The sequence below is a fragment of the Massilia sp. HP4 genome, from assembly GCF_005222695.1.
Classification (GTDB): domain Bacteria; phylum Pseudomonadota; class Gammaproteobacteria; order Burkholderiales; family Burkholderiaceae_D; genus Telluria.
This window is the reverse complement of the sequence record NZ_STGG01000034.1, coordinates 45,336-57,798: the sequence shown is the minus strand read 5'-3', so window position 1 is coordinate 57,798 and position 12,463 is coordinate 45,336. Positions and strand designations below refer to the sequence as shown.

Annotated in this window: 6 protein-coding genes and 1 pseudogene; 2 read left to right on the top strand and 5 right to left on the bottom strand. The window is 66.3% G+C overall.

Annotated features, from left to right (window positions below):
* Nucleotides 1-117: 117 nt before the first annotated feature.
* A complete protein-coding gene (locus tag E8M83_RS12815) occupies nt 118-2,826 on the top strand; it encodes an ankyrin repeat domain-containing protein (RefSeq protein ID WP_137173739.1) in 2,709 nt (902 codons plus the stop codon).
* Here E8M83_RS12815 and E8M83_RS12810 read toward each other — a convergent pair.
* From E8M83_RS12810 to E8M83_RS12785, 5 genes are all read right to left on the bottom strand, one after another.
* Nucleotides 2,744-3,844 (bottom strand): LacI family DNA-binding transcriptional regulator, encoded by a 1,101-nt coding sequence (locus E8M83_RS12810; protein ID WP_137173738.1) that lies wholly within the window; start codon nt 3,842-3,844, stop codon nt 2,744-2,746. The genes E8M83_RS12815 and E8M83_RS12810 overlap by 83 nt on opposite strands.
* A 40-nt stretch (nt 3,845-3,884) precedes the next feature.
* Complete coding sequence (locus tag E8M83_RS12805) at nt 3,885-5,348, bottom strand: glycoside hydrolase family 30 beta sandwich domain-containing protein (protein WP_137173737.1); 1,464 nt, start codon at nt 5,346-5,348, stop codon at nt 3,885-3,887.
* Between the two features lie 11 nt (nt 5,349-5,359).
* The gene (locus tag E8M83_RS12800) at nt 5,360-8,095 is read right to left on the bottom strand and encodes a TonB-dependent receptor (protein ID WP_137173736.1); all 2,736 of its coding nucleotides are present in this window, start codon (nt 8,093-8,095) and stop codon (nt 5,360-5,362) included.
* A 262-nt stretch (nt 8,096-8,357) separates the two neighbouring features.
* Nucleotides 8,358-9,794: a glycoside hydrolase family 30 beta sandwich domain-containing protein gene (locus E8M83_RS12795; protein WP_137173735.1), complete on the bottom strand. Its 1,437-nt coding sequence runs from the start codon at nt 9,792-9,794 to the stop codon at nt 8,358-8,360.
* A 484-nt stretch (nt 9,795-10,278) separates the two neighbouring features.
* Nucleotides 10,279-11,481 (bottom strand): hypothetical protein, encoded by a 1,203-nt coding sequence (locus E8M83_RS12785; RefSeq protein ID WP_229491507.1) that lies wholly within the window; start codon nt 11,479-11,481, stop codon nt 10,279-10,281.
* Between the two features lie 765 nt (nt 11,482-12,246).
* Between E8M83_RS12785 and E8M83_RS12780 the strand changes: the two are divergent.
* Nucleotides 12,247-12,384: pseudogene (locus E8M83_RS12780) on the top strand (EAL domain-containing protein); the annotation flags it as partial.
* Nucleotides 12,385-12,463 lie beyond the last annotated feature (79 nt).

The window sequence follows — 12,463 nt, the reverse complement described above, 5'->3', positions numbered from 1 at the left end:
CGCGTACCCCGGGCACGGCCGTCGCCGCCCCGAATACAGGGGTACGCGGTCTTTCATCGACCGTCGTCCCCGTTCGCCGGATACTGCGGCCCTCTTCAATTTCAACCTGTTACCGCTATGGCCCGCATTCCTTCTCCCGAACAGATGCTCATCGAGGCGCTCCAGAGTCTTGGACTCGATCGCCCGCCCACGAAACATATCGACCAGTTCACCGAGCTGGGCTTTCCGCTGCCGCGCCAGAAAGCGTTCCTGGAAGAGCTGGTCGAGAACATCTTCTCGGCGCTGGAAATGGATGAACAGGCCCGTAAAGACGCATGGAGCAATCTCCGCGAATGGTGCACGTTCGACGTCGCCACCGCTGCGCACACCTGGACCCATGGGGCCAGCCAGCGCCAGGTACTGTGGCATTTGCTGGCTTATGCCTGGGTGCCGGGATTGGCGCGCCGCCTGGCGTTCTGGAGCCTCGCAGGCGCCCGCAGGGGCGTCCCCTTCGATGCCGGGATGCCTGGCGGCGCGTTCTGGTTTCTCCCGGACTGGAATCCATCCGGGGAAACGGTGCGGCTACCGATGGAAGGTGTACTCGCATGGCTGCTTGACCTGCTGGGAGACCAATCGCTCGAACACGTCGCCGGTGCGCTCCAGCGCGAGCAGGCGGCGCGCAAGAACATGCACGCGCTGCGCACGCTGCAGGGCTGGCGGCTGGAGGGACGGCTCCCGCAGAGCGCAAAGGTCATCGATGAACTGTTTCACGACGACGCGGCGCTGGATTTCCTGGGCAGCTTCGACCTGCCCCCCAAAGACGAAGAACAGCTTGGCGCCGCCATCGCATTCGTGCGTCGCAAGGGCCTGACGCCGGAACTGCTCGAACACGAGATACCAATCCGGGCCACCCGCTTGCAGGCGATCCTGGAGGGCGGCGCACCGGCCGAAGACAACCACGCCTTCGTCCTGGCCCTCGCCATCCGCTACGCGGCGCCGTCGATGCGGTCGGTACGCCAACGGCTGCGCGTGGCCCGGATGTCGCAGGACGCCTACCGCCGCCTGCAGGCAGCGCTGTGCGGCCCGGGCATGGCGCCAGGATGCGCGGAACCGTCGCAAAACCGGGTGTTGCCGCTGCTCGCACTCTTCCAGACCGTGTACAACCTCACGATCCAGTCGTTCGGGCAGGGAGAAACCGACGAAGAGCGGGACGCCTGGTTCGAATCGAAGATCGCTCCATGGGACCGCGCCGACCTGCTGCTTTCCATCATGCCGTCGGCCAGGGGGTTCGGTTATCGGATGCTGGGAGCACGCCTGACACGACGATTCATGGCGCTTGGCGCCGATGAATCCCTGCCCGACCTGGTTCCGTTCGGCGACGAGGACCAGGCTTCGGCCACGGTGCTGGCGCGGATCCGGATGCTCGAGGCCGAGGCCGACGAGAATGCGCGCATCGACCGGCTCCGTTTGGCCGCCTCGCTCCCGCCTCCCGCGCTCGGGCAGGCGCTGGATGCCGAACGCAGTTATCTGGTCGTCAGCCAGATCGCGGTGGATGGCGCCCTGTCGGCGCACGCGCGCCTGCTGGCCGCCGCGCGCATGCATGCACTGGCCGGATCACCCACCCAGCGTGCGGGAGCCCAGGTGGCCGAACTGGCCCTGCTGGCCGACGGCCCGGTTCCCGCACGGAGCGAGGACGCGCAAGCCCGTATCGACAGCCTGCTGCGCGAACTCGGCGTCACCGATACGCAAGGGCCGTTCAGGGCGCCGTTCCTGCGCTTCCGGGCGAGGCACCGTCTTGCGCTGAACGACTTCGAAGGCGCAGCCAACGACTTGCGCGAGGCCCTGCAAGCTTGTCTCTCGCACAACCATGGGCCGCTGCGGGAAGAGATCGCAAAAGAGGGCCTGGCGACCGAGGTGGCAATGCGGGGCTGGGTCCGCAAGACCCAGGACTTCTGGTATCGCCATCTCGTTCCACCGACCTGGATGACCGACGCGCGCCCCTCGTTCGAGGACATGGCCGTCGGTTGCGACGATTTCTTCTGGGCGCAGCTGTACCAACCCTACGAAGGCACCGAGGCCAGGACCGGCCAGGCGACAACGGTGCTGAAGGACCTGCTTGCCGAGTCCGTGGCGCTCATCCAGGGCGCCGACATGCATCGGCTCGGGTCCTGGCTGCTGCAGCACGAGAAGCAGTTGCGTAACCTCGGGATGAAAGACGTCCGCAAGGACAATCTCCTGCTGCTGTGGATGAAACTGCTGTCGAATATGGAGCGCATCGTGCGCCGGCCGGTCTCGCTCGGCGCCCTGCGGCCGGCCCGCGCGGCGCCTGGAACAGCCATGCGACGAGCGATCGGTGTGCTGGTGGAACTCTGGCCGGAGCAGGCGAAGGCTGTCGATTTCAAGCAGCAGACGCCGCTCATGATTGCCGCCGACGACGGCGACGCCGGACTGGCTGCGCTGCTTGCCAGCCGGTCAGACATCGATGCACAGGACTATCTGGGCAGGACTGCCTTGCACGCCGCGGTCACCGGCGGCTCGGTTCGATGCGTGGGCATCGTCCTCGACCGGAATCCCGACGTCAGCAAGGTGACCGTCGACGAAGGACAGACGGCGCTGCATACCGCGGTCCGGTTCGGGAACCTGAAGGCGGTCTCGCTCATTGCCGATGCGTTTCCCTGCCGGCTGGACACCAGGAACCACGCCGGCAAGACGCCGCTGGAGACCGCGCGCGCGCTGCTTGCCGATTACGATGGATGGCGTGAATTCATGCGGCGGCAGAACCGCCGGAGCGGATCGATGGAGGACTTCCAGGCGATTGTTTCGCGCCTCGACGCCCTTTCGGCCTGACCCGCCCGACCGAGGCCCGCAGCGCCAGGCTGACCTCGAAGCTGCGGACCACCTGGCGGCTGCCGCCGTCGCACAGGTTGAGCAGCTGGGCCACGCCGCTGGCCGTCATCTCGCGCCACGGGATGCGCACCGAGGACAGCGGCGGCGCGGCGTAGGCGGCGCTCGGCGTGTCGTCGTAGCCGACCACCGACACGTCGCGCGGGACGTGGATGCCCGCTTCGTAGAAGCACGAAATCGCGCCGAGCGCCATTTCGTCGTTGGCGCAGAACAGCGCGCTGAAGCGGGTGCCGGAGGCCAGCAGGGCCTGCGCCCCGGCCCATCCCGCGCTGGAAGAGAAATCGTGTTCGCTGACCCACATGGCGCCGGTGTCGATGCCGGCGCCTTCGAGCTCGCGCAGGAAGCCGCCGATCCGGTCGACGTTGTCCTGCACCGCCGTCGGCCCGCCGAGTACCGCGATCTCGCGGTGCCCATGGTCGAGCAGCGCGCGCGCCGCCAGCCGGCCGCCCAGCACATGGTCCACCGTGAAGCACTGCTCCGGGATGCTGCCCAAGGCATGGTTCAGCGCGACCAGCCGCTTGCCGTGCGCGCCGAACAGCGCCAGGTCTTCCTCTTGCAGGGCACTGGTGAGCACGATCACGCCGTCGCAGCCGCGCGCGAACAGCAGGTTGACGCCCTCGACGGCGTCCTGCCTGGCCCGGCCGGTGCCGGCGCCGCTGCTGGTGCCGGTACCGAAACCCATCATCATGTGCAGCCCGGCGGCGCGCAGCTCGGTATCGATGATCTGCAGGATGGCGGTATAGAAGGTCCCCGCCAGCATCGGGATATAGACCCCGATCATGCGCGAGCGGCCATACAGCAGCGAGCGCGCCGTATGCGAGGGCCGATAGCCCAGCGTCTCGATGGCCTGCCTGACCCGTTCCAGCTTGTCGGCCGAGACCGAGCCCTTGCCGCGCACCACGCGCGACACGGTCCCGGTCCCCACCCCGGCCATGCGGGCCACCTCCTTGATTGTCGCCACATCCCTCCCGATGCCGTTGCTGAGCTGCTTGATGAGCAGTCTACAACAGCACGGTCTGGATCGCGCGGGCCGGAATGTCGACCGCGGTCTCGACGCCGTCGATCATCAGGCGATAGCGCTGGGCCGCGTCGAGGCGGTTCATCACCACCACCGCCAGCTTGCCGTCCCCGTTGCGGAAGGCCACCGTATCGAGCGTGCTGCGGCTGGTGGTGGCGCCCACGCGCCGCGCGCCCGGCTTGATGTAGCGGGTAAAGTGGCCCATATACGCATAGCTCGGCGTGTAGATCAGCTGCCCGTCGTCGCTCGCATGCAGCAGCGCGAAGCAGAAGTTGCCGACGTGGTTCGGCCCGCCCTGGCTGTCGAGCAGCATGTTCCAGTCGATCCAGCCGGACGCGCCGGCGTTCAGGTCGGCCATGATCTCGCTGCCGTAGCGCTCGCCGTTGGCCCAGTCCTGCAGGCGCGCCGGATCGAATTTCTCGACCGTCGCCTCGGTCATCAGGAGCTTCACGTCCGGGTAGGCCGCGTGCACGGCGGCGACGTTGCGGTGCATCGGCTGGCCCTTGGCCCAGGTCTCGTACCAGTGGAAACCGATGCCCCAGACGTAGGGCCGCGCCTTCGCATCCGACATGATGTGGGCGGCGCGCTGCGGCAGCAGGTCGCGGTTGTGGTCCCAGACGATGATCTTCTTGTCGCCCATGCCGGCCTTGGCCAGCGCCGGCCCCAGGTGGTCTCCCAGGAAGCGCGTCTCTTCCTCGGCCGTGTAGAGCATCGATTCCCAGGTCTGGGTCGCCATAGGTTCATTCTGCACCGACAGCCCCCACAGCGGGATGCCCGCCTTCTCGTAGGCCTGCACGAACTTGACGATGTAGCTGGCCCACAGGTCGCGGTTTTCCGGCAGCAGCTTGCCGCCCTTGAGCATGCTGTTATTGGACTTCATCCACGCCGGCGCGCTCCAGGGGCTGGCGAACACGCGCATGTCGGTGCCATGCGCGCCCGCGGCGGCCAGCGACTGGCGCAGCAGCGGGATGCGGTGGCGCATGTCGTGCTCGATGCTGAACGAGCCCAGCGAGCGGTCGCCATCCTTGACATAGGTGTAGCTGGCGCTGCTGAAGTCCGAGCTGTGGATCGTGGTGCGCAGCACGTTGTAGCCCAGGCCTTCGCGCGGGTCGAAATACGCCTTCAGGAAGGTTTTCTGCGCGGCCGGCGTGAGCCGGTCATAGACCTCGGCCACGGCGTCGGTGATGGCGCCGCCGAAGCCGAACACCTCCTGGTAGCGCTGGCGGGTGTCGACGAAGACCGCGGTCTCGGTCTCCAGCGGCTGCCCGGCCGGCTGCGGCGCGCCAAGCGCCTGCAGCGCGAAGCGCTGCGCACCGCCCTGCGCCGTGGTCACTACCTGCCACGGGCTGCCCGCGGCCGGCGCCGCCGGTGCCGCCATCGCCCCCGCCCCCATCATCGTCAGCGCCACTCCACACACCACGCGCATCGCATGTCGTCTCGTCGTCATCCGGTCTCCTCTCACAGTTTGTAGTTCACGCCGAACAGGACTTGCCGTCCATAGGTCGTGTAGCGCTCGGGCGCATAGGCACCGCTGGCAAACGGGCTGCCCTGCCTGGTCTGGTAAGGCTCGTTGCCGAGGTTATTCACCTGCAGCAGCAGGCCCAGGTTCTTCAATGGGCCGTCCTGGAATTCATAGCCCAGCTGGATGTCGACCTGGTCCTCGGCCAGGATCTCGCTGAACGCGCGCTGGGCGAACAGGCCCGTGACTTCGCCGCGGAAGGCCGAGCGGTAGCGCTGGGCCACGCGCGCCGAGAAGCCGTGCTTCTCGTAGAACAGCGTGATGTTGCGCACCACGCCGGACAGGCCCGGCAGCTTCTCGGTGGTGCCCGGCCCGTTCGGGCTGACCGAGCTCTCGGTGCCCGACACGCTGGCCTGCACGCCGAAACCATCCAGCGGCTGCCACAGGGAGCCGAACTGCAGCGATCCGCTCAACTCGATGCCGCGCACGAAGCCGCCCTGGCCGTTGCTCGGCTGGTTGATGGTGCCGATATTCGAGATCGGGATCACGGCGCTGGAATTCGGGAACGCGCTGAAGTCGAACGGGCGCTGCTGGTTGTAGATATAGCTCTTGAGGTCCTTGATGAAGTAGGCGGCCGACACATAGCTGCCCTTGCCCATATAGTGTTCGAGCGAGAGGTCGAAGGAGTTGGCGCGCCACGGTTCCAGCTTGGGATTGCCGCCGTTGCCGTTCCACATGCGGGTGGTCGCGTCGACGCCGGCCGCTATGCCGGCGCGCATGTCCGACATGCGCGGCCGCGCGACGGTCTTGGCCATGCCCATGCGCAGGTAGGTGTCGCGCAGGTAGTGCCCGAAGTCGAAGTTCAGGTTCAGGCTCGGCAGCACGTCCTTGTACGAGTGCTCGTCGCGCAGCGACGTGACCAGGCTGCCGTTCACCGCCTTGCCCATGCCCTCCTGGTTGACGTGGACGTACTGCACGCCGAGGTTGCCGCGCAGCGGCACCGTGCCGAGGTCGGTGTCGATGGCCAGGCGCAGGTAGCCGATGGCCTGCTTTTCGCTCACTTCCCAGTCCTGCTGGGCGACATCGGTGTCGACCGGGCGCTTGTCGTAGAGCCGGTCGATCGCCGCGCGCGGGTCGAACGACAGCACGCCCGGGATGCCGGCCCAGGACAGCGAGGTGGTCGGCCCGATGATGTCGGCCGGGACCGCGGTCAGGGCGCGGTCGTTCTTCAGCCAGTAGGTCTGCGAGACGTCTTCGTGCGACTTCTCGCGCTTCGAATAGCTCAGGCCCGCCTGCAGGTTGCTGAACCAGCCATCGAGCTCCCGGCGCACGTTCAGCTTGGCCGCACCGAGGCGGTCTTCGACGCGCGGATGGTGCATGGTGGCGTCGTGGCCCCAGCCGCCGACGTCGGTCAGGCGGATCAGGTTGGGATCGGCGAAGTTCTTGCTCGGCGCGAACTGCGGCAAGCCGGCGCCGACCGGGATGCTGAAGCCGAAATCGTCGTCGGTGGCGCCGGAACCGGCCGGTCCCAGGCCGGCATAGGTCTCGGAGGTGGTCTCGAAGCGCTTGGCGGTGGAGTACGACAGGTCGCCGTCGACCGACCAGCGGTCGTTGACCCGCAGCTTCGTATTCCAGCCGACCGCGCCCATTTCGTCGCGGCGCTCGTTGTAGTCGTTGCGCACGATCGGCTCCATGCCGACCAGGGTGCCGCCGGTCAGCATGCGTCCGCCGCCGATGGTCTCGATCCGCGGGTTGCGGTAGCTGACCGTGTCGGCCGAGTTCCACATCATGCCGCGCATGGTTTCTTCCTGGTCGAACTCCGAGTAGTACAGGTCGAGGGTAGAACGCAGGTCGCGGTTCGGCTTCCAGTCGAGTACCGCCATCAGGCCGTCGCGCACCTGCTTGCGCGAGGTCGAGGTGACTTCGGCGCCCTTCAGCGCGATCACGTCTTCGTTCCCCGCCGGCAGGTTGTTGTTATTGCCCCACCACCAGGACTTGTATTCCTTCTGCTGGCCGGGCGTATCGAGATGGGCATAGCCGATGGCCAGGCCCAGGGTATTGTTCAGGTACTGGTCGATGTACGACACCGACACGCGCTTGCCCCTGGTCGACGAGCCGCTATTGAGTTCGCCATTGCTATTGTGCTCGCCGCGTACATTGACGGCGATGGTGCGGCCCTTGCGGTCCAGCGGACGCACGGTGCGCAGGTCGATGGTGCCGGACAGGCCGGACGCGGTCATATTCGCGTCCGGGGTCTTGTAGACCACCACGCCGCTGAGCAGCTCCGACGGATACTGGTCGAATTCGGCGCTGCGGTCGTTGCTGGTGCTGGTCTGTTCACGGCCGTTGAGCAGGGTCACGCCAAAGTCGGGCGCCAGGCCGCGCAGCGAGATCACCTGGGCGCGGCCGGCCACGCGCTGGGCCGAGAGGCCCGGCAGGCGCGCGATCGATTCCGCGATCGACTGGTCGGGCAGCTTGCCGATGTCCTCGGCGGTGATCGATTCCACGATCGAGTCGGATTCCTTCTTGATCGCGATCGAGCTTTCGATACTGCCGCGGATGCCGGTCACCTTCACCTGGGCCGGCGCGCTGTCCTGTGCCACGGGCTCGGACTGCACCTGGGCCTGGACCGATGCGCTCCACAGGCACAGCGCGCAGGCGGCCGCGATGGGAGTGAGGGAAAGCGCATGGCGGCCGGCCGAAGCGGCGCCTGCTACGTTGCCAAAACGAGTCATACCTGTCTCCTGAGTTTTTTATAATTGAACATCGCATTTGGAAACGTTGCCAAATCGCTGCGCTGGTTGGCGGAGTTTCCCTGCTTGCTGCGCTTGATACCCTGTGCGGCTGGCTATCCTGCCCCTCCCCAGCCCGCCGCACATCACAAACTGGAAACGTTGCCAAATCCAATCAAAAAAATTTGGAAACGTTGCCAAATTACTTGGGACATTATTGCGCCGCGACTAATTCGTTGTCAATATAATCGCAACGCCTGTCGTATTATTGTTGACTGCCCCAGGCGAACGTGGCGACGCTCAGGCCTGGCAAGGTGTAGCGGAAGCTCTGCCCTGCGATGCGCACCGAGAACGTCTGCTCCTTCTGCGCGCCGTTGGCCACGACCAGCGCCAGCGAGCCGTCGCTGTTGCGGAAGGCGACGTTGGACAGCTCCCCTACCCCTTCGCTCGACTGGATGCGCCGGGCGCCAGGCATGACGAAGCGGCTGGCATGGGCCAGGGCGTAGTATTCGACGTTACGCGTGACCTCGCCGCTGCGCGAGTCGATCGTCACGACGCCGCGGCAATCCTTGCAGCCGCCCAGGTGCGGACCATCGTTTTCGTCGAGCGCCATGTTCCACAGCAGGACGCCGCGCGCCCAGCCGCGCGTGGAATCGATGATCAGGGTCTTGGTGAAGAACATCAGGTTCTTGGCCCAGTCCGGCGACCAGCGCCCGCCCGAGCATTCGGTGAACCAGGTGTCCTTGTCGGGGAACTGCGCATGCACCTGGGCCTGCACCGCCACATTGCCCGCATAGCAGTGCCACGCCACGCCGCTCACGTAGTTGGCGGCTACCGGGTCCTTGAGCACGGTCGCGGGCGAGTCGGGTTCATCCCAGTTGTGGTCCCAGTCGATGACCGTGGTGCCGGGGTGTTCGCGCGCCAGCAAGGGGCCGAGATGGCCGCCGATGAAGGCGGCGCGGCTGGCCGGATCGACGCGCATGCCCGGGTAGTCTTCGGGCTCGAAGTGCGGCTCGTTCTGCAGCGTGAGCGCGAACAGCGGCACGCCCTCTTTCTCCATTGCGCCCACGTAGCGGCCCAGGTAGCGGGCGAAGGCGTCATAGGCCTCGGGCTTGAGCGAGCCCTTGACCAGGCTGTCGCTGGTCTTCATCCAGCCCGGCGCGCTCCAGGGCGAAGCCATCACCTTCAGCTGCGGATTGATCGCCAGCGCGCGCTGGATGGTCGGCAGCACGCTGGCGCGGTGCGGCTCGATGGAAAAGCGGGTCAGGCCAGGATCGCTCTCGCCGCGCGGCATGTCGTTGAAGCTGTAGTGGCTCTGCGAAAAATCGGATGCGCCGATGGTCAGGCGCGTGAAGGACATGCCGAGGCCGGGATTGCGGCCGAACAGCTCGCGCAGCAGGCCTTCGCGCTGCGCCGGGTTCATGCGCTGCTGGATCAGGTAGGCCGAGGCGTCGGTGATCGAGGCACCGAAGCCCTGCATTTCCTGGAAGCGGGTGGCGGGATCGATGTCGATGACGAGCGCGGCCGGCTTGGCGCGGCCGAAGCGGGCGTCGGGGCCGCGCGCCATCAGTTTGGCCTGGTCGCCGGTCGTCAGCCAGGCCTGGACGGCGCCGGCATTTTCGGCCGCCATCGATGGCGGGACGCTCGCGCCGAGCAGCGCCGCCAGGATGGCGCCGCGGAGCATCAGGGCAGGTTTGTACATTGTCTTTGGTCTCCTTTTATTATCACGTCTCCTCGAAGTGGAAACGTTGCCAAATCAATATAGCATGCCTGCGCGGCAATGTGGGCCCTCGCGTCGCTTCAGGCGTGGTTGGCGGTACGCGCTCCCCACACGGCATAGAACAGCACGTACAGCTCGCACGCCGCCGTCAGCAGGAAGGACAGTTGCAGCCCGACCGTGTCGGCCAGCCAGCCCTGGCGATGACCAGGGCCCCGCCGGCGATCGCCATGATCAACAGGCCCGCGCCCTCCCCGGTCGGCGGCCCCAGCCCCCTGATGCCGAGCGTGAAGCCGGCACGCCCGCCACGATCAGGTAGGGCAGCTGCACCGCCTGGGGCATCGGCGAGGCGCTCGGCGATGGCCCAGCCTCGCATGATGGAGCCTTCTACGATCGTGTTCCGATCAAGAGTTTGACGGGGTCGATACTTGTTTCGGTATCAATCCCGCTTTTCTTCAGTCCTGCTGACTCAGAAATAATAGCCAGCCTGCAGATTGATGCGGCGGGTAAAACCCTGGTGCTCGGTCGAGGTCGACGCCAGCCCGCCCAGGTCGGGCGACAGGTAGGGATGGTGCTTGCCGATCATCAGGTCGGCGTAGAACGACCACTTGCCTGACGAGAAGCTCATGCCGGTGACGTTTTGCACGGAATCGCGGTAGGCGGTCTTCCGCTTGCGCAGGACGCTGTAGTCGTTATAGAGCTTGAAATCGGTGAACGGCCCGAGCCTGCCGGGCAGGTCGTAGCTGATGGTGGCAACGTAGATGTCGCCGCGCGACGCCACCGGATAGGGGTAGCCGAACCCGCCGACCATGAAGAAGCTGTTGGGATCCAGTCCGCCATAGGTCTGCTCGGGACCGTGCGCGGTGTGGTAGCGGTAGCGCGTCGCCTGCAGCATCACGCCCAACCGGCCATGGCTGCCGCGGTAGTGCACCGCGGCGGCATTGCGCCGGGTATCGGTACCACGGCCGTTGTCGATCTCGCCGGTCAGGCCGGAGATGCCGAACTCGTGGTTCTGGTCCGCGCCGACATGCCAGGCCAGGCGGCCGACCACGGTATTGCGCTCGCTGTCGGTCTGGCCGGTGCCGTAGCCCTGCTCGTCGTCGTCGGGCACGATATCGTAGGAGTAGCGGTTCGACTTGCCGGCCGTATTGCTGCCACCGCCATACGAGCCGCCGTCGCGCGGATAGAAGCCGAGCTGCCATTCGACGGGGCCGGGACGGCTCAGGTAGGTCAGGCCCAGCGAGTAGTTGTCTTCGAGGCCGGCGTAGAAGGCGATCGATTCATAGAAGTTATTCGATGCGAACGGCTGCAGGCCGAAGCGCAGCTGGTCCAGGCCGACGTGCAATTCGCTGCGGTCGTCGAAACGCCGGCCGACCCACGCATGCTGCAGGAAATGCTGCCAGTAGCCGCCCTGGCCGTCCGGATAGTTGTTGTAGCGGTACTGGCCCGAGCCGATGAGCGTGCCGTCGTCATACTTGACGTCCACGCGCGCGGTGTCCAGGCCGAAGAAGCCGCTGCGGTACTCGTCCTGCCAGCTCTTGTGCACATAGTTGAAGCGGACCGCGCCGCCGATGGTCAGCGGCGACGCGCTTTCTTCCTGCGCGCTGGCGGCGCCGGGCGCGAGGAAAGCGATGCCCATCGCGACCGCGCACAGGCTTGCGCTCGCGCTCATCGCAATCCTGCGGCTGTTGGCGGCGTTTGCGCGTGGCGTGGCAAGGCATTGGGGATTGCTTCCGAAATGTCGGTTCATGACGATTTCCTGTTCGAGGGATCGGCGGCGAGCGAGCAGCAGGCATCGCCTGCTGGGCATCGCCTGCTGCCCGCGGCAGGCCGGCTGGCCTCGGCAATGCGAGGGGCCAGGCGCGTTGCGCCGCGTATCCGAATTGTTTTCCGCGCACTGCGGATGGGTGATGCCTGCATGGATCGGCTGCCTGGGCTGCGCGGATCCGGGCCACACGCTCGTGTGACGAGAGGCTGCGGATGGGGCGAAAGCTGCGCTTGGCCCCACTGGAGTCACGGCAACCGAAAAACAGTCGCCAGCGGAAACGCCCATTATAGCGCCGCAAAACTATTTGCACAAATGTTCTTATTTATATTGCAATTTACCGTGAGTGTTCCCAGGCGGGCAATTGCAAACGAGCGCCTGCAGCACCACGGGCACGGCGATACAAAAAAGAGGGTCTGCCTGACGTGTCACCCGCGTCGCATCGCCCCAATCTTGCGCCATCGCCATGCCCTTGCAGTCATGCGTCCATCCTTAGCGGCGGCCATCCGATGTCCTTGCCAGCATCCGGTCTCGCGGTTTCTCGCACATCAGTGCCGAGTTCGACGCTCGCGGAGCGCCTCGCCGTCATCCAGCGCGTGGCCCAGTCGGATTGTGGGAGATGCGGGTCAGCGACCGCCGCATGTTCGTCTCGGATGAAACACGCGTCCTGCGTTCTTCTTGCATTACCAGCCGCAGGTCGGGCTTAACTGGCGCATCGTCGGCGTGGAAGCCCTGGTGCGCTGGCGCCACCCGGGGCGCGGGCTGGTGTCGCCGGCCGAGTTCATCCCGGTGGCCGAAGCCGTCGGGCTCCCCTGGCCGAAGGCGTGGAGACCAGGGCCCAACGCGATTGCTTGTTCGAGAGCGGGTGCCAGGCTTGCCGGGGCTATCC